Genomic DNA, 21177 nt, shown 5'->3' on the forward strand with positions numbered 1-21177 from the left:
CGTATCCCGTGTATCCCACATATTCCGCATATGCCGCATATGCCGCATCTTCTGCGTTTTCTCTCAGCCGCCGCCCTTGGGGTCGGCGGCTGAGGTGTTTCCGGGGACTTCCTCGTGGGGCGGAGCGGCGGGGCGGGGCGGCGCGTCGGGTTCGAAGGCGGTCATCAGGCCGCCGGAGGAGGCCCGGAGTGCCGACCAGCGGGCCCGCCGGGTGCTGGCGTCGTGCCAGGGGGCGGGCGGGGTCGACACGGGCGGGGGCGTGGGAGGCACGGGGTCCGCGGGCGGCGGCGTGCGGGGGCTCGGGTGCCCGCGGCCGTACGGAGCGCCGCTGTCCGCCGTACGCGTACGGCGGTGCCGGGCCCGGTGACGCGGCGGCCGGGCAACCCGCCGTACCGCCTGCCTCCTGGCCCGGCGGACCGTACGCCGCAGCGCGGCCCAGCAGAAGCGGCAGGCGGCCCACGTCCACCGTCCGGCGGCACGCAGAACCACCAGGCCGAGCCGCTTGCCCCCGCGCCACAGCCGCTTGCGGAGCTTCTCGCGCGGCTTCCGTACGGGCTTCGGCGGGCGCGGCACGCCGCGCAGCCACCAGGCCCGCGCGACGAGAGCGCCCGGAACGCCGATGAGCACCGTCCAGCTCAGCGCCGCCAGCCCCGTCTGCCACCAGCTCGGCCCGAAGCGGGCCAGCGCCGCATTGCCCAGCGCGCCGCCCGCCAGTCCGGCGAGCAGCGCCGACGCCACCGCACAGCCGAGTGCGGCGAGCCCGGCGGCCGCGGCCGTCCCGCGCCAGCCGGTCCACTCCGCGTCCGTCGCCGTCGGCGCGGCAGGCGTGCCGCCGGTCCCCTCCTCCGTACCGGGCCGGGCGCTCGCGCGTGAGGCGGCCGCGTACGCCTTCGCGGGCAGCGCGGCGTACCGGGCCAGCGCCACGCCGACGGCGAGCGGCACCGCGGCGGTCAGCCAGTGCAGCGGACCGGTGCCGCCCGCGTCCGGGACCATGCCGAGCAGCGGGAAGTGCGGCAGGGCCGGATACCCGGCGGCCGCGAGCGGGCCGACCGTACTGCCGGCGCCGAGCGTGAAGCCGGGGCCGAGCCCGTACGCCAGCCCCCACACGACGGCGTTCGGCAGCAGGACGAGGCTGAGCAGCAGCACGGTGCACCGGCCCGCCCAGTCGTGGGTGAGCGCGAGGAACTCGGACCGGACCGCAGGCGCGTGCCAGCCGAGCGCGAGGAGCACCAGCAGCGCGCCGCACAGCAGCAGCGCCAGGAGGGCCGCGGCACCCGCGCGCGCCGCGGCGGACAGCCGGCGGCCTCGCAGTGCGGCCCGCAGTCCGGCCGGCAGCCGGTCGTGGGCCCGCTGGACCGGGCCGGGCAGCGGCTCGAAGGCGGCGGGCCCGAGCGAGTGCCAGGCCGCCACGGCCAGGGTCGCCACGGCGACCAGCGGTACGTACAGCAGGGCGCCGAGCGGTTCGACGCGCAGCGGGCCCGTCGAGGCGTACAGCAGGGCGGCGGCCGCGACCACCAGATATCCCGTCAGCAGCCAGCCGAGCAGCTGGCGGGGCGTGGGTTCCGGGTCGATGTCCTCGGGATGGAGGAGGACGGGGCCGGCGGGCTTCGGGGGGTGGGAGAGCTGCGGCGGCACTTCGAGGACGTGCCGGGCGGACCGGTACAGCAGCCACAGGGGCAGGGCCATCAGGAGCAACGGCGTCACGGCGACGGGCGACGCGTCGCCGGTGACGGCCACGGTCCGTACGAGGTCACCGCCGTGGGCGAGGAACCACAGGTCGGCGGCGAGGTGCAGGGCGCGCGACGGGTCGGTGTCCGGGTAGGGGGAGGCCACCCAGAGCAGCAGTACCGCGACGGCGAAGGCCCCGAGCCCGAGCCCCGCCGCCAGCACTCCGCCGAGGAAGGCGGTGCCGAGCGCGGAGGACCGCTGGGTGGAGGCCCGGCCGCGCGACGACAACGTCGGGCCGCGGTCGGTCAATTGGCTCACCCGGCCATGCTGCCAACAACACACGTTTCCGCCATGGAGCAGGCAATTACCGGACGTGTCGCTCAATATATGCTTATGTACCTTTTCATGTCGCCGCGACGCGTCGGACGCACGGGCCGTCCCGGGCGTAGGGGTCGCCTTGGCCGTCTTGGACGTACGGGGGAGGCCGTCGGACCCAGACCGGAATCACTCGACGCCCCGTCAGCAGAGGTTATTGCAGCGGCTGCTGACGGAACATCAGCTCCCGCAACGCATGCACACCTCACCCCCGCAGCCGCCTTCGACGCCCTGTACACCCGGCACGCGCACGACCTGACCCGCCAGGCGATCGTGCTCACCGGCCTGCCCCATCTCTCCCAGGAAGCCGTCGAACGGTCGTTCCAGGCGGCCTGGCAGCGCTGGCCCGAGATCGCGGTCGACCCCGACCCGGCGGGCCGGGTGCGCGCCATGGTGCACGAATACGCGCTGTCGCCCTGGCACCGTATGCGCCCGAACCTGCGCCCCGGGCAGCGGCCGTCGCCCAGGGTGCCCGCCGCGCCGCCCGCCAGTCCCCCGCAGCGCGCGCTGCGAGACGCCGTACTCAGCCTGCCTGCGGCCTACCGGCGGGCGCTGCTCCTGCACGACGGGCTCGGTCTGGGCCTGAGTGAGACGGCGGCCGAGGTGGAGGCCAGTACGGCCGCGACGGCCGGGCGGCTGCTGCACGCGCGCCGCGCTCTGGCCGAACGGGTGCCGGCGTTCGGCCTGGCAGCCGAGACGCCGGTACGTCAGAGAGAGATCCTGCGCGAACGGCTGGCCGGGCTGGCCGCCCTGTATCCGGTGGCGCCGCCCACCGCCGGAGCCGTACGCACGGGCGGCGAGCGGACGGTCAGCCGGATGACGCAGGGCGCGTTCGGGCTCACGGCCGTCATCGCGGCGGCCACGGCCTTCACCCTGGTCAACGAGGCGACGGGCCCGCTGCCCGGCCGCCCCGAGGCCGGTCCCCCGGCCGTGTCCGCGTCCGCCACGCCCGGTGCGAAGGCCCAGGGCCCTCGTGCGGAGCAGGCGAAGCCCGCCCGTACGGGGCGGCAGGCGTCGGCCGGTGGCCCGGTACGGCAGAACGTGGTCCGGTCCGGGCTTCTCGCTCCGGAGGCGCGGTAGCCGGGGAGGGGGAGGAGGAAAAGGGCAGGAACGGAGGGCAGAGGCAGAGGGCAGAGGCAGAGGTACCGGCAGGCGCAGAGGACAGAGGCAGAGGTACCGGCAGGGCAGGGGCGGAGGGCAGGCGCAAAAGGCGCGGGCCCGCACCCCGTGAGGGGTACGGGCCCGCGTCCGACGCGTGGCGCGATCAGCCGACGAGGATCTCGCGCGCCAGGCGCGCGGTCTCCGACGGGGTCTTGCCGACCTTGACGCCGGCGGCCTCCAGGGCCTCCTTCTTCGCCTGGGCGGTGCCGGAGGAGCCGGAGACGATGGCGCCGGCGTGGCCCATGGTCTTGCCCTCGGGCGCGGTGAAGCCCGCGACGTAGCCGACGACCGGCTTGGTGACGTTGGCCTTGATGAAGTCGGCCGCACGCTCCTCGGCGTCGCCGCCGATCTCACCGATCATGACGATCAGCTCGGTCTCCGGGTCGGCCTCGAAGGCCTCCAGGGCGTCGATGTGCGTGGTGCCGATGACCGGGTCGCCACCGATGCCGACGGCCGAGGTGAAGCCGATGTCGCGCAGCTCGTACATCATCTGGTAGGTCAGCGTGCCGGACTTCGACACCAGACCGATCTTGCCGGGCTTGGTGATGTCGCCCGGGATGATGCCGGCGTTGGACTGACCGGGGGTGATCAGGCCGGGGCAGTTCGGGCCGATGATCCGGGTCTTGTTGCCCTTGCTCGTCGCGTACGCCCAGAAGGCGGCCGAGTCGTGCACCGCGATGCCCTCGGTGATCACGACGGCCAGGCCGATCTCGGCGTCGATCGCCTCGACGACGGCGGCCTTGGCGAACTTCGGCGGCACGAAGATGACGGAGACGTCGGCGCCGGTCTTCTCCATCGCCTCGGCGACCGAGCCGAAGACGGGTACGGAGGTCCCGTCGAAGTCGACCTCGGTGCCGGCCTTGCGCGGGTTGACACCGCCGACGATGTTGGTGCCGTCGCCCAGCATGAGCTTGGTGTGCTTCATGCCCGTGGCACCGGTCATGCCCTGGACGATGACCTTGCTGTCCTTGGTGAGGAAGATAGCCATGGTGGTCTGGTTCCCTCTGTCCCTTACTTCGCGGCCGCGGCGAGCTCGGCGGCCTTGTCGGCCGCGCCGTCCATGGTGTCCACCCGCTGGACCAGCGGGTGGTTGGCGTCGCTCAGGATCTTGCGACCGAGCTCCGCGTTGTTGCCGTCCAGACGGACGACCAGCGGCTTGTTGACGTCCTCACCCTTGGACTTGAGCAGCTCCAGGGCCTGGACGATGCCGTTGGCGACCTCGTCGCAGGCGGTGATGCCGCCGAAGACGTTGACGAACACGGACTTGACGTCCGGGTCGCCGAGGATGATCTCCAGGCCGTTCGCCATGACCTCGGCGGAGGCGCCGCCGCCGATGTCGAGGAAGTTGGCGGGCTTGACGTTGTCGTGCTTCTCACCGGCGTACGCGACGACGTCCAGGGTGCTCATGACGAGACCCGCGCCGTTGCCGATGATGCCGACCTGGCCGTCGAGCTTGACGTAGTTCAGGCCCTTGGCCTTGGCGGCGGCCTCCAGCGGGTTCGCCGCGGCCTTGTCCTCCAGGGCCTCGTGCTCCGGCTGGCGGAAGTCGGCGTTCTCGTCGAGCGAGACCTTGCCGTCCAGCGCCAGGATGCGGCCGTCCTTGGTCTTCACCAGCGGGTTGACCTCGACGAGGAGCGCGTCCTCGGCGACGAAGGTCTCCCACAGGGTCACCATGGCCTCGGCGACGCCCTCGGCCACCTCGGCCGGGAACTTCGCCTGCGCGACAATCTCGCGGGCCTTCTCGATCGAGACGCCCTCGTTGGAGTCGACCGCGACCTTGGCGAGCGCCTCGGGGGTCTTCGCCGCGACCTCCTCGATGTCCATGCCGCCCTGCACCGAGGCCATGGCCAGGAAGGTGCGGTTGGTGCGGTCGAGGAGGTACGAGACGTAGTACTCCGCCTCGATCTCCGGCGACAGCTCGGCGATCATCACCTTGTGGACCGTGTGGCCCTTGATGTCCATGCCGAGGATGTCCGTCGCGCGGGCGACGGCCTCGTCCGGCGTCGCCGCCACCTTCACACCGCCGGCCTTGCCCCGGCCGCCGACCTTCACCTGCGCCTTGACGACGGACTTGCCGCCGAGGCGCTCGGTCGCCGCGCGTGCCGCCTCAGGCGTGTCGATGACTTCACCGGCCAGCACCGGTACACCGTGCTTGGCGAAGAGGTCCCTCGCCTGGTACTCGAACAGGTCCACGCGCGTCCGTCCCTTGTCTACTCAGAATCGCCGTAGTGATCGCGGTTCGTTGTCTGCATGGGCGTGCCGCGAAGGGCAACGTGACTGCGCTGTCACTGAGGGAGGCGTACACGGTGGCCGGTACGCGGCATGTCCGTCTCGCAGGTTATCCCCGCAGGACCGGCCGCCCTAAATCACAGATCACACTGCGGCGGTGATAACAGTCACAGAGACGGTGGTCACAGATCACACAGGGGTACGGGCGGGTGGCCGCCAGGTGGACGAGTTGCGCCGCCCGCCCGGTTCCGCACACAGCGCGAAGCCGGGCGGCTCCCTTCCCACGGGGAACCGCCCGGCTGCTCACTCACTGCCCTCACGGACGGCGGTACGGGCACACGGCACACCACCCTGTGCGTACACCCGGCCGCCTGGTGGGGACGGTCAGGCGCCCTGGGTGGGGAGGGTGGTCGGGAGGGTCGGAAGGGTGGTGACGCCCGGGAGGGCCGGGAGTGCCGGGACGTTGGCGGGGTTGGTCAGGTCGGTGGGTACGGCGGGCACGGCAGACACCGCGGGCACCGCGGGCACCGCGGGCGCGGTCTGGCTCGGGAGCGCGCCCCGCAGCCCGGCGGTGGCGCCTCCGGCGATGCCCGAGGCGTCGTTCTTGACGGTGCCGACCAGGCCCTGCGCGAACGGGGTGGCGTCCGCGGCCACGCCCTGCACGAACGGCGTCGCCTGGCCCTGCACGTCACCGGCCAGCCGACCGACGCCGCCGACGGCCTCCTGGGCGACCGGCACGACCTTGCCGACGACGCGCTGGGCGACGGGCGGCAGGACGTCGGCGGTGGTGCTGTCGAGGTCGGCGGCCTTGCCGAGGTCGGTGAGCTTGCCCAGGTCGGCGGCCTTGCCGAGGTCCGCAGCCTTGCCAAGGTCGGTGAGCTTGCCCAGGTCGGCGGCCTTGCCCAGGTCGGCGGCCTTGCCCAGGTCACCGGTCGCGGGCAGGTTCGGGGTGCCGGGCAGCTTGGGGGCGCTGGGGACCTTCGGGGCGCTGGGCACCTTCGGGGTGGCGGGCAGGTCCTGGGTGTGGACGTCCCCGCCGGTGATTCGGGTGACCTGGCCGGTCACGCCGTCCACGGTCTTCTTGACGGTCTTCCCGGCGCTGCCGGCCACGTCACCGGCCGGCAGCTCGTCCCGCACCGCGCCACCGACCGTGTCGGTGACCGCGCCCGTGACCGCGCCCGTGACCGCACCAGTGGCGGGCAGGTCGGCGGTGCCGGGCAGGCCGGCCGCGTTGGCGGCGGCGGAACCGAGGACCCACAGGCCGGAAGCGGCGGCGGCTACGACGATGGAACGACGGATGTGCTTACGCATGATGGTGAAACGTCCTTCGAATTCGAGGGGTTCGACGGGCAGACCTGTCCCGCCCCCGCGCGGCAGGTCCTGTGCAGACGCGTCGTCTGCGGACGGGGATCCCGGACGCCGAAGGTCCGGAGGTCTGCCCTAGCCCGGGAATTCGAGGATGTCGGCGGCGCGCTGCCGCGTGGGCGGCTCGGCGGCCGCGAGGACGCCTCCGGGCACCAGCCCGAAGTGCGCGGGGTGCGCCGGTACGGCGGCGAACTGGTCCCCGCCACGCGGCCCGTGGCCGTCACCGGCGGTGAGCGAGGACGACGAGGAGGGTGCTTGCGGAAGCTGACCGGGAAGACCAGGGAAACCGGGAAGGCTTCCGTGCCCCTGCCCCAGCCATCGCTCCGACGCCGCGTCGACGTGCTGCACGGGCTGCGACGACACGCCGCGAAGCTCGCCAGTCAGCGCCCAACGTCCGGCAATACCAGCCGCGTTGTCACCCTCGGCGCCTCGCTGGACACCGGCTCCGGCATGCTGCGGCCCGGGCCCCTGGCCCGGCTGCTCGCCACGCCCGTGACCACGTCCGTCGTCGCCGTCGCCGTCACCGTCGACACCGACACCGACACCGGGAATCCGGCCCGGCAGCTCTACGGGGAACGGACCCGCGGCGGCCACCTGGCGCACCTCGTGCACCACGTCCCGTACCGGCGCGGCGACCCGCTCAGTGACCGGCCCGGTGACGGGCTCCGCGACCTGTCCGGCAGCCGGTGCGGTGCGCTCGGCAACGGGCCGCACGGCCTTGCCGACCGGCGTCTCCGCCGCAGCACCCACGGCCGCCTGGCCTCCGCGCCGCAGCTCCCGCCCGGCCGCGGCCGCCGAGGCCTTGACCGATGCCTGCGGATCGGCCGGAGTCAACGCCCCGACCTGCGGTTTCGTGCTCGCCGACCCGTCCGCAGCCTGCGCACCGCCACCGAACGCGAACCCCAGTGCCACAAACCCTGCCAGGAACAGCCCCGCCAGCAGCGCACGCCGCACCACCGCATGCCGCACCACCGCGCTGCGCGGCAGGCGCGCAGCGGCGGGAAGGGCGGACGCAGCAGACACGCGAAGATCCTTTTCGGCGGGCCGGAGAACGGAGGAAGCCAGGGCGTACGGAGACCGGGGCATGACCGGCTGCGGCTACGCGGCCGGTGCGGGCGATACGGCCAACACGCTGGCAGGGCCCGATCCTTGCACGACAGGCCAGGGGCCCCGCAAGCCCCCTGGGGCTCTCGTTACCGTTGCTCCGTCATGTCCGGTATCGGCAGCGGCCGCTTCTCGATCGCGGCCGCCATCACCTCCGGGAAGAGGTCGGGCGTGCAGGCGAACGCGGGGGCTCCCAGGGCCGCCAAGGCTGCCGCGTGGTCCCGGTCGTACGAGGGTGCCCCCTCGTCCGACAGCGCGAGCAGCGTCACGAACTGCACCCCGGACGCCTTCATCGCCGCGACCCGTTTGAGCATCTCGTCGCGTATGCCGCCTTCGTAGAGGTCGCTGATCAGTACGACGACGGTGTCGGCGGGCCGGGTGATCTGCGACTGGCAGTAGGCCAGGGCGCGGTTGATGTCCGTGCCGCCGCCGAGCTGGGTGCCGAAGAGCACGTCCACCGGGTCGTCCAGCTCGTCCGTCAGGTCGACCACCGCGGTGTCGAAGACGACCAGCCGGGTCGCGACGGCCCGCATGGACGCCAGCACCGCACCGAACACGGCGGCGTAGACGACGGAGGCCGCCATCGACCCGGACTGGTCGATGCACAACACCACGTCCTTCTTCACGGACTGCGCGGCCCGGCCGTGGCCGACCAGCCGTTCCGGGACGACCGTGCGGTGTTCGGGCAGGTAGTTCTTGAGGTTCGCCCGGATCGTGCGGTCCCAGTCGATGTCCCGGTGCCGGGGACGGCTGATGCGCGCCGACCGGTCCAGGGCACCGCCGAGCGTGGCGCGGGTACGGGTCGAGAGCTGTGCCTCCAACTGCTGGACGACCTTGCGCACCACGGCCCGCGCGGTCTCCTTCGTCGTCTCCGGCATGACCTTGTTGAGCGAGAGCAGCGTCCCCACCAGGTGCACATCGGCCTCGACGGCCTCCAGCATCTCCGGTTCCAGCAGCAGCGCGGACAGGCCGAGCCGTTCGATCGCGTCGCGCTGCATGACCTGGACGACGGTGGTGGGGAAGTACGTACGGATGTCCCCCAGCCAACGGGCCACGTTCGGTGCCGAGGCGCCCAGGCCCGCCGTGCGTGTGCCCCCGCCGTCCGAACCGTCCGGGCGACGGCTCCCGTAGAGGGCGCTGAGTGCCGCGTCCATGGCGGCGTCCTCGCCCCGCAGCTCGCAGCCGGTGCCGTCGGCGCCGCCCCCGCCCAGCACCAGCCGCCACCGCCGCAACCGCTCCTGCGCCTCGCTCGCCCCGCTCATTCCCGTACCCCCGTCGTCGTCCGCGTCGTCGTCTCCGTCGTCGTCCGCCCCTCCGCAAGGCTCTCTCCGAAGCGTTCCCTGGAGCCCTCGCTGGAGCCCTCCCTGGAGCCCTCGCTGGAGCCCTCCCTGGCGCCTTCCCCGGAGCTTTCCGTGAGGCCTAGCAGAACGCGCAGGGTCGGGAGCACCGCTGCCGCCCGGTCGCGGTCCAGGCCGGGGCCGAAGCCCGGTATCGGCGGTTCCTGGCCGGCGCGTCCCGCGCCCGGCCCGGTGCCGGGGCCGTCGGGCCCGGCCGGGCCGCGGCGTATCAACTCGCCCAGCGTGCGCCGCACTCCGGCTTCGTACTCGGCGAACGTACGGCGCAGCAGCGGCAGGACGTCCGCGAAGGAGTCGGCCGGTACGCCGGCCAGCCAACGGTCCACCAGGGCGAGCAGCCGTTCGTCGTGCACCAGCAGCAGCCCTCCGGCGTCACCGCCCGCGAACCCCTCGATCCAGCCCGCCGCCTCGGCCGGCGGGGTGCCGGGCGACAGGGCCAGCCCCATCAGCCGTCCCGCGTCTTCGGAGGTCAGCCGCCCGTCGTCGAGCAGCAGCCGGACCGTGCGCCCCCGCAGCAGTCCCGGCACCGCGTCCCGTTCGGCCAGCTTCCGCAGCACCACCGCCCAGCGCTCCCGCAGCCCGCCGCCCCGGACGCCCGACCCGCCCCGAGCCCCCGCCTCGCCCCGGACCGCTGCCTCACCCGAGGCCGCGGCGCCGTCCCCGGCCCCGTCCCCGGCCCCGGCCCCGTCTGCGGCTGCCGTACCGCTCACCGGCCCTTCGTCCATCAGACCCACCGCGTGATGCGTAGCGTCCAGGTGCTGGCGCATGTCGGCGGCGCCGTCCGCGTCCAGGCCCGTGCAGGCGGGCGGCAGGCCGACGAAGACCCGTTCGGCCAGCCCGGTGGCCACTTCGCCGAGTGCAGCCGCGTCCGTGCCGCGCACGTCGCCGTAGCGGACCGAACGGACCAGTGCGGGCAGCGCCTGGGCCAGGTGCCCCACGTCCGCGTCCAGCGCGGCCCGGTCCGTGAGCACCCGCATGACCACGGGCAGCGCGGCCGGGAGGGCGGCCAGCAGGCAGCGCTCGGCCAGCGCCGTGACGTCGGCGAGGGCGGTGGTGCCGAGGGCGTCGGACTCCGCCTTGGCGGTCGCGGCCGCTTCCACCGTCGTGCCCCAGATCCCGGCCTCGGCGGCCCGGACGGAGAGTTCGGGCTCCCACCGGAGCCGCCAGCTCTCCCGGAACGTGCCGGTGCCCGCACGCGTCCGTACGGGCTCGCCCCACGGCACGCCGAGCAGCCGCAGCCGGTGCAGCAGCCGGCTGCGCCCGGCGTCCGTCTCCTTGCGCAGGTCGAGGTCCAGTTCGCGGTCGGCCGCCGCCGGTTTGAGGCGCAGTGAGCGCTGGCTGCGGGCGATGTCCCGCTGAAGCGGCACGGCCGGGGCGCTGTCCGGCACCTGTCCCAGTACGTCCCCCACCACCAGGCGGTCGTGGATGAGGGCGGACGGCGCGTCGGAGCCCTCACCGAGCACCGCGCGCACCGCGTCACCGGCCTCGGCCAGGCCCGCCAGCGGGCGGCCGCGCATCGCGGCCAGCGCCTCGGCGAGCCGTACGGCCTCGATGACGTGGGCGGAGGAGACGGCGTAGTCCTCCTCGCGCAGCAGTCCGGCGACCTTGGTCATCCAGCGTTCGACGGGGCGGTCGGGCGCGCTGAAAAGGTGGCCGTACCAGCCGGGCGAGGAGATGCCCGCGCCGTATCCGCTGCGGCGGGCGAGCCTGCGGTGGGTCCACGGCACCCACGTCACCTCGGGCTTCACCTTCGCCAGGCCCTTGAGCAGCTGCCGGTCGGCGGTCACGGCCGTACGCCGGGCCAGCGCCGGGACGTGCCACGCCCCGCACACCACGGCGACGCCGTCCCCGAACTCCCGCCGCGCCTCCCGCAGCCGGAGCCGCATATGGGCTTCGCGCACCAGGTCGCGGTCGTGCCCGCCGGTGCCGTACGCCTCGCGCAGCGCCTCCATCGCCTCGGCCAGCGCCTGGAACGGCCCGAGCGGGTCGTCGTCCGCCGCGCCCTCGCTCCCGTGCCCCCTCCGGTGGGCCCGGTGCTCGATCACGTCCTCCCACCAGCGCTCCGGATCGTCGTACCCGGCGGTCGCGGCGAGCACCGCCACCGGATCGACGCGCGCCTCCGCCGCCCGGTCGGCACCCGTCCCCCCGTCGGGGCGGCTCTCCCCGGCGCCGCCCCCACCGTCCTCCCCGCCCGCGCCTTTCTCTCCGGCCGCGTCCTCCCCGTCCGGCCCGAACGCCAGGGAGAACGCCGCGGGCAGGTCGATGAAGCGCACCGGTACGTCGTGAGCCAGGGCCCACCGGATCGCCACCCACTCCGGGGAGAACTCCGCCAGCGGCCAGAACGCCGCGCGCCCCGGGTCGGCGGGCACATGGGCCAGCAGCGCGACCGGTGGGCGCATCGCCTCGTCGGCGGCCAAGGCCACCAGTGCGTCCGCCTCCGGCGGTCCTTCGATCAGCAGGGCGCGGGGCTCGTGGCGCTCCAGGACCGCCCGGACCGCCCGTGCCGAGCCCGGTCCGTGGTGCCGCACCCCCAGCAGCAGCGGCCGGTCCGCCCGGGCGTTCATGCGCCGGCCTCGCGGCAGGCGCGGTAGAAGTCCTTCCAGCCGTCGCGCTCGCGCACCACGGTTTCGAGGTATTCCTGCCATACGACGCGGTCGGCCGCCGGATCGCGGATCACCGCGCCGAGGATGCCCGCGGCCACGTCACCGGACCGCAGCACGCCGTCCCCGAAGTGTGCGGCCAGGGCCAGGCCGCTGGTCACCACGGAGATGGCCTCGGCCGTGGAGAGGGTGCCCGACGGGGACTTGAGCTTGGTGCGCCCGTCGGTGGTGACGCCGTCGCGCAGCTCCCGGAAGACCGTGACGACGCGGCGGATCTCGTCCGTCCCCTCGGGGGCGGGCGGCAGCTCCAGCGAGCGGCCGATCTGGTCGACGCGCCGGGAGACGATGGCGACCTCCTCCTCGGGCGTGGCGGGCAGCGGCAGCACGACCGTGTTGAAGCGGCGGCGCAGGGCGCTGGACAGCTCGTTCACCCCGCGGTCGCGGTCGTTGGCCGTGGCGATGAGGTTGAAGCCGCGCACCGCCTGGACCTCCTGGCCCAGCTCCGGGATCGGCAGCGTCTTCTCCGACAGGACGGTGATGAGCGTGTCCTGGACGTCGGCCGGGATGCGGGTCAGTTCCTCCACGCGGGCGGTCGTGCCCCGGGCCATCGCCCGCATGACCGGGCTGGGCACCAGCGCGTCCCGGCTCGGGCCGTGGGCGAGCAGCTGTGCGTAGTTCCAGCCGTAGCGGATGGCTTCTTCCGGTGTGCCGGCCGTGCCCTGCACGAGCAGGGTCGAGTCGCCGCTGACGGCTGCCGCCAGGTGCTCGGACACCCAGGTCTTGGCGGTGCCGGGGACGCCGAGCAGCAGCAGCGCGCGGTCGGTCGCGAGGGTCGTCACCGCGACCTCGACGATCCGGCGCGGGCCCACGTACTTCGGTGTGACGACCGTGCCGTCCGGCAGGGTGCCGCCGAGCAGATACGTCGCCACCGCCCACGGCGACAGCCGCCAGCGCTCGGGGCGCGGCCGGTCGTCGGCCGCCGCCAGCGCCTTGAGTTCGTCCGCGAACGCGTCTTCCGCGTGCGGCCGCAGCACCTGTGCGGATCCGTCGGTGCCGGTGCCTCCGGCGGCTTCTTCGGTGGTGTTCTCGGGCATGGTCTCCCCCTCGTCGCACGGTCTGCGGCCGGTACCCCGCCTCCGTCGGCCGCTTGCGTGAACAACCCTGCACCACACCACTGACAATCACCGGAAACCCGGCCCTGACCTGCTACTTCTGCTACTTCTGCTACTTCTGCTACTTCAGCGGCGACATGGCCACGCACTGCGCGGTCTCGAAGGCGCCTTTCGCGGTCCGCTTCGTCAGCCGGCGGCCCTGGTACGTGACGGAGCAGGTCACCTCGCCGCCGCCCTCGGCCACGACGGCCACGACGGTCGGCGCGGCACTGCCCTTGAGCGTGACGGTCTTGCGCCACGGAAGCTTCGGTGCCGTGCCGCCTTCCGCGGGGACTTCGACGCTGCCCTTGTGCGACGCGTCGTCATAGGCGATCGAGTCCACCGCGCCGCCGGTGACTTCGTACGTGACCTGGTACGCGGTCTCCTCGTACTTCTTCATCGCCTTCTCGACGTCCTGGCCGACCTGCTCGTCGACGGCCTTGTCCACGGCCTTGTCGACGGCACCGCAGGCGGCGACGGAGGTCATGACGGCCGCGCAGGCCGTGGCCACGGCGACGGCGCGAAGACGGGAAGCGAGCACGACGGACTCCTGGTGAAGCGTGCGGAAAAACCCGGAAGTTCGCGTCAATCAACCGCAATGCCCAGGTAAAGTCAAGGTCATGACAAGGTGGTTCTTGGCTGGTCAGGGCGATTGTCAGTGGGTGCTCGTAGCGTTTGGGACATGAATCCGCAGGGGGAACGCTGGACGTCGGACCAGGTGCTCGCGCTAGCGCCCGACGCACCGTCACGCAAGGCAGGCGGCCGGCTCGCGACACCGGTTTCGTGGCCGGAGACCGGCACACGGGACGGGACGGTGTGGGGCCTGTGCAAGGGCAGCGGCAGCAAGCCGTACCGCACCGTCGTCGACACGGCCGGACCGGCCTTCAAGTGCAGCTGTCCGAGCCGCAAGTTCCCGTGCAAGCACGCCCTGGGCCTGCTGCTCATGTGGGCCGGCGAGGAAGGGGCCGTGACCGGCGGCGAGCCTCCCGCATGGGCGGAGGAGTGGATCACCGCCCGTCGGGAGCGCGAGCAGAAGAAGGTGTCGGGGGACACCAACGGTGAGACGGCAGCCGCTGGTTCGGCGCCTTCCGCGGCGCCCGAGGCCGCGCGGCGACGGGCCACGCTGCGCGCCCAGCGGATCGCCGCCGGCGCCACCGAGCTGGAGCAACGGCTGGAGGACCTGCTGCGCTCCGGACTGGCCACCGCGGACCGTGCGGGGTACGGCACCTGGGACGAGACCGCGGCCCGCATGGTCGACGCGCAGGCGCCCGGCCTGGCCTCGCGGGTACGGGAGTTGGGCTCGACCGCTGCGTCCGGGGCGGACTGGCCGTCCCGGCTCCTCGCGGAATGCGCCTTGATCCACCTCCTGGACCAGGCGTTCCTGGGCATCGACCGGCTGCCGCCCGCGCTGGCCGCGACGGTCCGCACCCGGGTCGGGCTGACCACCGACGCGGCGGACGTGCTCGCCGGCCCGGACACCGCCACCGTGCGCGACCGCTGGCTGGTGCTCGCCCAACAGGACGCCGAAGAAGGCGTACTGACCAGCCGGCGGATATGGCTGCGCGGCGAGCGGACCGGCCGTATGGCCCTGCATCTCTCCTTCGGCGGGCCCGACCGGGCCCTGGACCTCTCACTGCCCGGCGGACTCGTCCTGGACGCCGACCTCGCCTACTATCCCGGCGCGCGCCCACTGCGCGTCGTCCTGGGCACTCGGCACGCCGATCCGGTCCCGGTCACCGGACCGCCGCCGGGCGGCGGCACCGACGCCGCGCTGGCCGCGTACGGTGACGCGCTGCGCGACGACCCCTGGCTGGACACCTGGCCGGTGGTCCTGGCCGATGTCGTCCCCGTACCGGGCCAAGCGGGCGAGCCGTGGCAACTGGCCGACGCGGACGGGGAATCAGCGCTCCCGGTGGACCCGCGCTGCGCGGAGCGGGCCGGGCTGTGGCGCCTGGCCGCCATATCCGGCGGCGAGCCGGTCACGGTCTTCGGCGAGTGCGGGCACCGCGGCTTCGTGCCCCTCACCACCTGGGACCCGGCCCCGGTCGCGCTGTGAACCGGTAGCTCCGCACCCGGTCGCGATGTGCATCGGCAGCTCCGCACCCGGTCACGCTGTGAATCGACAGCTCCGCACCCGGTCACTGCGCGCCCCGGTCACTCCGCGGCCCGTCACCCGCCCACCCACTCGTCCGACCGGTCGGCCACCCGGCTGTCCTCCGAACCACCCGCCCGGCCCCGCTCCGAACCACCCGCTCAGCCATCCTCCGTACCGCCCGTCCAGTCGCCCTCCGTACCGCCCGTCCAGTCACCTGTCCAGCCACCCGATGTCCGTCGTCCGATCACCGTCCGGGGGAAGATCATGATCGAAACACCCAGCACCCACGGCACCCGCCTCGGGCCCGCCGCCCCGCCCGAGCACTCCTGGGAGGAGCTGGTGAGCGCCGCGCTGCTCGGTACGGAGCGCCGTACGCCGCCGGTCGCCGCCCGCCAGGGACGCAGCAGCGCGGCCGCGCTGCTGGACGCGGCCGCGGTGAGCACGGTCCGGCGCCGGGCGGCGCTGCGCCCCGCGCCCGCCCGCGAGCGCCCCGTACCGGCGCCGGCCGATTCGCGGCCGCCGCTGCCACCGGCCGCGCGGCGCCGGCTCGCGCTGCTCCTCGCCGACCGGAACGGCATCGGTGGCGGCCACCGCCGCGGCACGGCGCCCGACCTGACCGAACTGCTGCCCCAGTGGCTGGCGGCTGCCGCCCGGCACGGTTACCGCGCTCCCGAAGCGCTGCTGCCCGCGCTGCTCGACGCGGCCCGCGCGCGGACGGACCTGCGCGCGGCCGCACTCGCGTTCGCCGGGCCGCGGGCGCTGTGGCTGGCGCGGCTCAACGACGAGTGGAAGTTCGCACTGCGCGGCGTCGGGAGCACGGCCGCGCTGCCCGGCGCCGACGAGCCGGAGGCCGTACGCACCCTGTGGGAAGAGGGGCTGTTCGCGGAACGGGTCTCCCTGCTGGCGGCGCTGCGCCGCCGTGACCCGGCGGCCGGGCTGGCTCTCCTGGCCGCCACCTGGTCGAGCGAGCGCGCCGAGGACCGGCTGATGTTCCTCGACTCGCTGCGGGAGGGTCTGTCGATGGCCGACGAGCCGTTCCTGGAGCAGGCGCTGTCCGACCGCAGCCGCAATGTCCGCGGGACGGCCGCCGAGTTGCTGTCGGCCCTGCCCGGCACCGCGCTCGCCGCACGCATGGCGGACCGGGCCCGCGCCTGCGTCTCCCTCGTCCGTACGCAGGACGGCACGGACCTGTCCGGCGCGAACCCATCCGGCACGGCCGCACACCAGGCCGATCCGTTGACCGGCCCGTCCGGTACGGACGCCATGGGCACCGATGCCGCCTGGGCACTCGTCGTGCAGGCTCCGCGTGCGTGCGACGCCGCGATGCAGCGCGACGGCGTGGTGCCCAGGCCGCCGACCGGCCGGGGCGAACGGGCCTGGTGGCTGAGCCAGCTGCTGGAGGCCGCGCCGTTGGAGTGCTGGAGCGGCTGGCTGGGCGGCCGGGGACCGGCGGAGGTCGTCGCCCTGCCGGTGGCCGACGGCTGGCGTACCGAGTTGCACGACGCCTGGTGCCGGGCCGCCGTACGCCAGCGGGACGTGGCCTGGACGCGGGCTCTGCTCGGTACCCCGGCCACCGCCGCGCAAGGCTCCGGCACGTACGTCGTCGGTCCCGCCGCCACCGCCTCCATGGCTGCCGCCTCCACCGCGACCACCACCGCCGCGTCCGGCGGCGCGTCCCCCGACGGCCCGGCCGGTTCGTCACGGGACCTGGCGCGGCTGCTGACGGTGCTGCCCGAGGACGAACGGGCCCAATGGGTCGCGGAATACATAGCGGCCCACGGCTTGTCCGACGCGTTCCGGATGCTCGGGGTGTGCGCGGTGCCGTGGACCGAGCCGCTGGGGCGTGCGGTGGTCGACGCGCTGGACATCGCCCGGGACGCGGGCAGTTATCCGTGGAGTTTCAGCGGCGTGATGGGCCTGGCCGAGCGGTGCCTGGACCCGGACGCCGCGGACCGGCTCGCCATGCTCACGACGGTGCCGGACGAACCGGCGGACGGCTCCCCCGGCGCGGTCGGCTACTGGTCCGAGGCGTTCCAGCGCCTGGTGGGCACGCTGCGGCTGCGCGCCACGATGCGGGCGGAGCTGGCCCCATGACGCGGGTGGCGGGCCGGGCCGGCCCCGTGACGCGGCTCGCGGGCGGCGCCGGCCCCGGCGGCCGGACCGGGTCCGGGCCGGGGCCGCGACGCCCGGGCGACGTGGTGTCAGGCTGCCAGCTGGCGGACGTTGGCGCGTACCCACTCCACGATCGACGTGGTCGTCGCCCCGGGCGTGAAGATCTCCGCGACGCCCAGCTCCTTGAGGGGCGCGATGTCCGCCTCCGGGATGATCCCGCCGCCGAACACCTTGATGTCCGCCGCGTCCCGCTCCTTGAGGAGCTCTATGACCTTGGCGAACAGGGTGTTGTGCGCACCGGACAGGATGGACAGGCCGATCGCGTCGGCGTCCTCCTGGATCGCGGTGTCCACGACCTGCTCCGGGGTCTGGTGCAGCCCCGTGTAGATGACCTCCATGCCGGCGTCGCGCAGCGCCCGCGCGATGACCTTGGCTCCCCGGTCGTGACCGTCGAGTCCCGGCTTGGCCACCACCACGCGGATCGGACCCTGCACACCCATCACTGCCTCCCAGCCCTGCACGGCACGACACGGCTCCTGCACGGGGCAGGGCCGCCGGACCGACATCCGAATGGCGGCCGCGCCGGCCGCCCCAAGCGTGAACGAACGTTATCGCCAGCATCCCGTACCCGGCCGTTTCGTGACCCGGAGGGAGGGGGAAATCACACGTTGGGACACGTTCGCTACGCGTTGCGTTCCGCGGTGCTTCACCGGCGGGACGCCACGCACGGGGAGCCGCAGTGAGGTCGCGTCACCTCCGCGCCGTCAGCCGCGCGGCACGGGGGTCCGGCCGTTGAACGCATCCGTCTCCGTATCCGTACGTCCGGGCAGCAGCTCGTTCACGTACTTGTACGTTGCCGGAAACGGCTGCCCACGACGGGCCACGGGGGACAGAGTCGTCTCCCGCGTGCCATTCGGGAGGTCGGCCATGAAGGCCCTGCCCTTTCTCTGCTGTCTGGCCCGCCCCACCGCGCTGCTGCGCGCGACGGTGATGGAGCTGGCGATTCTCGTCGGGCACCTGCTGCTGTACCCGACCGGCATCCAGCAGGAACAGCACAGAGCCCTCCCCGGCGCGCCCGCCGCCCCCGGCCTCGGAACCGGCTCCGGCCCCGGCCCCGGCCCCGGCCCGGAAATCGTGCCCGCCCCCGGCCCGGAGATCATCCCCGCCCCTGATCCCGCCCTCTCCCCTTCCCCCTCCCCCTCTCCTTCCCCCCGGACCACCCTGCTGCCCACCGAAGGCCGCGCCCACCCGCCGGTGCTCCTCCTGCACGGCTTCATCGACAATCGCTCCGTCTTCGTGCTGCTCCGCCGCTCGCTGCTGCGGCACGGCTGGCGCCACGTGGAAGCGCTCAACTACTCCCCGCTCACCTGCGACCTGCGCAAGGCGGCGGAGCTGCTGGGCCGTCACGTCGAGCAGTTCTGCGAGCGCACCGGCCACAGCAGGGTCGACCTGGTGGGGCACAGCCTCGGTGGCCTGATCGCGCGCTACTACGCCCAGCGCCTCGGCGGGGACCTCCGCGTACGCACCCTGGTCACGCTCGGTACTCCGCACGGCGGCACCCGGGTCGCGCCGCTGATGTCGGCCCATCCCCTCGTACGACAGATGCGCCCGCATTCCGACGTGATCGAGGAGTTGGCGCGGCCCGCCCCGAATTGCCGTACGCATTTCGTCTGCTTCTGGAGCGACTTGGACCAGCTGATGGTCCCGGCCGGGACCGCGCGTATCGATCACCAGGATTTGATCAGCCGCAGCGTGCGGGTATCCGGTGTCGGGCATCTCGCGCTCCCGGTCAACGGTGCGGTGGCGGCCGGAATACGGGAGGCGCTGGGCGCCGAGGAGGTCTCGGCGGAGAGCGCGAGCGCCACGTCGGTGGCCTGACCTCCACGGAGCCCGGCCCGCCTCCCACCGCTGCCCGCCACCGCCCGACGCGGTTGTTCACCGCGGGCACTTTCCAAGGTCGCGCCCGCCCATTCGATCTTCCGGCGCGCACTTCCGCGCCCCACATCGCCTCGAACGCGCTTCGAACGCGGGGCCAAGAACGCGCATAGTGTCCGCCGAAAGGCGGCCAAATGCCCGTTGCCGAGAAGCCCGAAACCTGCCGAAGATTGTCGCCGTCACGTACTGCCGGGTACAGTCGCCGCTAATTCTCCTGCTGCCGAGGCGAAAGAGAAGTGGTGGTGAACGACCGTCACTCGCCGGAGTCCCCCGCTCCGGCTGTCCCCTCTCCCGACGCCTCGTATGCGCACTACCCGGCCTACGGGTCCTACGGACATCAGGACACCCAGGTCGGCCATGCCGCATACGGCGGCGGCGACCCGTACTTCGGGGCGCTCCCCGGCCACCAGGCCACCGGTGCGCACGACGCCGCGCCGTACGGCACCGCCGCGTACGGGACCGACGCGTACGCCGCGTACGCCACCGATGCCCATGACGGCGGCTACGACCCGGGTACCCACCCCGCGGGCGCTTATGACACCGGAGCGTTCACCTCCGGCGCGCAGGCCACCGGCCCGCAGCCGGACGCGGCCTACGACCCGTACTCCCACACCGCGCACGACACCGTCTACGACACCGCGTACGACACCGGCGGCTACGCGGGCGCGGCCCCGGCCGGGCCCGACGGCTACGAGGCCACCGCGGTCTGGGGCGTCGTCGGGGAGGGCCTGGTACCCGGCATCCCCGCGCAGGCGGGCCCTCCGGAGCCGGGCGTTCCGTACGGCGCCGACGCCAGCTCCCAGTGGGAGACCATGACATGGGCCGGTCCGATTCCGGGCCTGGGGCAGTACGGGAACGACCCGCACGAGCCCGGACAGCCCTACGGTTCCGGTCCGTACGCGAACACGGACGATCAGTTCGAGTCCGCCTACGGTGGGTACGAGGCGTTTTCCGCCGCCGATGCGGCGGACAACCGATTCGCCGACGCCCTCACCCAGACCACCCCGGCCATCGGCCCGGACTTCGACGGCCCCGAGCGTATCGACGCCCGTGAACCCGCCGACGGTCCGGGCGACCTCCACGGCATCGACGGCCTCCACGGCCCGGACGACCTCCACGGCGCCGACGACGGGTACGCGGACGCGACCGACATCACGCCCGACGGCAGCCCCGCCACCTCTGCCGCCGCCTCCGCTTCCGTCCCCGGCGCACGCGCCTCCCGCTCACGCCGGGCCGCGCCGGGCGGCGGTTCGTCCGGCCGCGGACGCCGCCGTACCGCGAAGCGTTCCGCGCTGCTCACCGTCGCGGTGCCCTCGGTCGCCGCGATGGGCGTGTGCGCGGTGGCCGCCGCCTCCGTCACCAGCGGTGCGGAGAACGGCGCCAAGGACGGTACGACGACGCAGGCCGCAGAGGACCCCGCGGCCGTGCAGCCGGCCGTGGCCAACAACAAGCTCGACACCCAGCTCGCCAGCCTGAGCGCGGGCGCCGACGACTTCGCGAACCGTGCCAGCCGTACGCAGGAGCGCATCGACCTCAAGGCCCGGCAGGCCGCCGAGAAGCAGCGCAAGATCCGGGAGGCGGCGCGCAAGGAGGCCATGCGCCCCAAGTTCATGCTGCCGGTCGCGCAGCACGGGCTGAGCGCGCTGTACGGGCAGGCGGGCTTGAACTGGATGTCCGTACACACCGGTATCGACTTCCCGGTCGACCTCGGCACGCCCGTCATGGCCGCCACGGACGGCACCGTACGCACCCAGTTCAACGTCGCTTACGGCAACATGGCGATCGTGACCGCCCCGGACGGCACCGAGACCTGGTACTGCCACCTGAGCTCCACGAAGATCCGGTCGGGCAAGGTCAAGGCAGGGGATCAGATCGCCTACTCGGGCGACTCCGGCAACTCCACCGGTCCGCACCTGCACTTCGAGGTGCGCCCCGGCGGCAGCTCTCCCATCGATCCGCTGCCGTGGCTGCGCAGCCACGGTCTGAACCCGGCCTGACCGGCCCGCGGCAGACCGGCCGGCCGCTCG

At 73.7% G+C, this 21177-nt stretch carries 15 protein-coding genes; 5 read left to right on the forward strand and 10 right to left on the reverse strand.

Annotation, left to right across the window (positions count from 1 at the left end):
• Window positions 1-63: 63 nt before the first annotated feature.
• Window positions 64-1986 (reverse strand): cell division protein PerM, encoded by a 1923-nt coding sequence (locus OEIGOIKO_RS41605; RefSeq protein WP_170251717.1) that lies wholly within the window; start codon window positions 1984-1986, stop codon window positions 64-66.
• Window positions 1987-2316: 330 nt separating this feature from the next.
• Here OEIGOIKO_RS41605 and OEIGOIKO_RS43940 point away from each other — a divergent pair, with 330 nt between their 5' ends.
• A complete protein-coding gene (locus OEIGOIKO_RS43940; RefSeq protein ID WP_125054661.1) occupies window positions 2317-3123 on the forward strand; it encodes a sigma factor-like helix-turn-helix DNA-binding protein in 807 nt (268 codons plus the stop codon).
• Between the two features lie 184 nt (window positions 3124-3307).
• On the opposite strand, the gene sucD is transcribed toward OEIGOIKO_RS43940, so the two are convergent.
• The 8 genes from sucD to OEIGOIKO_RS16215 form a co-directional block, all read right to left on the reverse strand.
• Window positions 3308-4192 (reverse strand): succinate--CoA ligase subunit alpha, encoded by an 885-nt coding sequence (gene sucD / locus OEIGOIKO_RS16180; protein ID WP_125054662.1) that lies wholly within the window; start codon window positions 4190-4192, stop codon window positions 3308-3310.
• A gap of 23 nt (window positions 4193-4215) precedes the next feature.
• Window positions 4216-5397: an ADP-forming succinate--CoA ligase subunit beta gene (gene sucC, locus OEIGOIKO_RS16185; protein ID WP_125054663.1), complete on the reverse strand. Its 1182-nt coding sequence runs from the start codon at window positions 5395-5397 to the stop codon at window positions 4216-4218.
• A 420-nt stretch (window positions 5398-5817) separates the two neighbouring features.
• Window positions 5818-6744: a hypothetical protein gene (locus OEIGOIKO_RS16190; RefSeq protein ID WP_125054664.1), complete on the reverse strand. Its 927-nt coding sequence runs from the start codon at window positions 6742-6744 to the stop codon at window positions 5818-5820.
• A gap of 129 nt (window positions 6745-6873) precedes the next feature.
• A complete protein-coding gene (locus OEIGOIKO_RS16195; protein ID WP_125054665.1) occupies window positions 6874-7821 on the reverse strand; it encodes a hypothetical protein in 948 nt (315 codons plus the stop codon).
• A 170-nt stretch (window positions 7822-7991) separates the two neighbouring features.
• Complete coding sequence (locus OEIGOIKO_RS16200; RefSeq protein ID WP_125054666.1) at window positions 7992-9164, reverse strand: VWA domain-containing protein; 1173 nt, start codon at window positions 9162-9164, stop codon at window positions 7992-7994.
• Window positions 9161-11821, reverse strand: a complete 2661-nt coding sequence (locus OEIGOIKO_RS16205) for a DUF5682 family protein (RefSeq protein WP_246177364.1) — start codon at window positions 11819-11821, stop codon at window positions 9161-9163. The genes OEIGOIKO_RS16200 and OEIGOIKO_RS16205 overlap by 4 nt, the downstream gene beginning before the upstream one ends.
• Entirely contained in the window at window positions 11818-12951 is a 1134-nt protein-coding gene (locus tag OEIGOIKO_RS16210) for an ATP-binding protein (protein ID WP_125054667.1), read from the reverse strand. Before OEIGOIKO_RS16210 ends, OEIGOIKO_RS16205 begins: the two co-directional genes overlap by 4 nt.
• Before the next feature lie 139 nt (window positions 12952-13090).
• The gene (locus tag OEIGOIKO_RS16215) at window positions 13091-13549 is read right to left on the reverse strand and encodes a hypothetical protein (RefSeq protein WP_125054668.1); all 459 of its coding nucleotides are present in this window, start codon (window positions 13547-13549) and stop codon (window positions 13091-13093) included.
• 141 nt (window positions 13550-13690) lie between these two features.
• Here OEIGOIKO_RS16215 and OEIGOIKO_RS16220 point away from each other — a divergent pair, with 141 nt between their 5' ends.
• Window positions 13691-15064: an SWIM zinc finger family protein gene (locus OEIGOIKO_RS16220; RefSeq protein WP_125054669.1), complete on the forward strand. Its 1374-nt coding sequence runs from the start codon at window positions 13691-13693 to the stop codon at window positions 15062-15064.
• Window positions 15065-15367: 303 nt separating this feature from the next.
• The gene (locus OEIGOIKO_RS16225; RefSeq protein ID WP_170251719.1) at window positions 15368-17197 is read left to right on the forward strand and encodes a DUF5691 domain-containing protein; all 1830 of its coding nucleotides are present in this window, start codon (window positions 15368-15370) and stop codon (window positions 17195-17197) included.
• 107 nt (window positions 17198-17304) lie between these two features.
• Here OEIGOIKO_RS16225 and OEIGOIKO_RS16230 read toward each other — a convergent pair whose 3' ends face one another.
• Entirely contained in the window at window positions 17305-17715 is a 411-nt protein-coding gene (locus tag OEIGOIKO_RS16230) for a cobalamin B12-binding domain-containing protein (RefSeq protein ID WP_030024580.1), read from the reverse strand.
• Window positions 17716-18142: 427 nt separating this feature from the next.
• Between OEIGOIKO_RS16230 and OEIGOIKO_RS16235 the strand changes: the two genes are divergently transcribed.
• Together OEIGOIKO_RS16235 and OEIGOIKO_RS16240 are read left to right on the forward strand one after the other, a co-directional pair.
• Window positions 18143-19093 (forward strand): esterase/lipase family protein, encoded by a 951-nt coding sequence (locus tag OEIGOIKO_RS16235; RefSeq protein ID WP_125054670.1) that lies wholly within the window; start codon window positions 18143-18145, stop codon window positions 19091-19093.
• Window positions 19094-19392: 299 nt separating this feature from the next.
• The gene (locus OEIGOIKO_RS16240; RefSeq protein WP_174857168.1) at window positions 19393-21147 is read left to right on the forward strand and encodes a M23 family metallopeptidase; all 1755 of its coding nucleotides are present in this window, start codon (window positions 19393-19395) and stop codon (window positions 21145-21147) included.
• Window positions 21148-21177: the final 30 nt, after the last annotated feature.

The organism is Streptomyces paromomycinus, assembly GCF_003865155.1.
Classification (GTDB): Bacteria; Actinomycetota; Actinomycetes; order Streptomycetales; family Streptomycetaceae; genus Streptomyces; species Streptomyces chrestomyceticus.

Coding starts and splice junctions, on each gene's coding strand:
- OEIGOIKO_RS16200 (WP_125054666.1), bottom strand. CDS start 9,164: ATGAGCGGGGCGAGCGAGGCGCAGGAGCGGTTGCGGCGGTGGCGGCTG.
- OEIGOIKO_RS16230 (WP_030024580.1), bottom strand. CDS start 17,715: ATGGGTGTGCAGGGTCCGATCCGCGTGGTGGTGGCCAAGCCGGGACTC.
- OEIGOIKO_RS16220 (WP_125054669.1), top strand. CDS start 13,691: ATGAATCCGCAGGGGGAACGCTGGACGTCGGACCAGGTGCTCGCGCTA.
- sucD (WP_125054662.1), bottom strand. CDS start 4,192: ATGGCTATCTTCCTCACCAAGGACAGCAAGGTCATCGTCCAGGGCATG.
- OEIGOIKO_RS16205 (WP_246177364.1), bottom strand. CDS start 11,821: ATGAACGCCCGGGCGGACCGGCCGCTGCTGCTGGGGGTGCGGCACCAC.
- OEIGOIKO_RS16225 (WP_170251719.1), top strand. CDS start 15,368: ATGATCGAAACACCCAGCACCCACGGCACCCGCCTCGGGCCCGCCGCC.
- OEIGOIKO_RS16190 (WP_125054664.1), bottom strand. CDS start 6,744: ATGCGTAAGCACATCCGTCGTTCCATCGTCGTAGCCGCCGCCGCTTCC.
- OEIGOIKO_RS16210 (WP_125054667.1), bottom strand. CDS start 12,951: ATGCCCGAGAACACCACCGAAGAAGCCGCCGGAGGCACCGGCACCGAC.
- OEIGOIKO_RS16235 (WP_125054670.1), top strand. CDS start 18,143: ATGAAGGCCCTGCCCTTTCTCTGCTGTCTGGCCCGCCCCACCGCGCTG.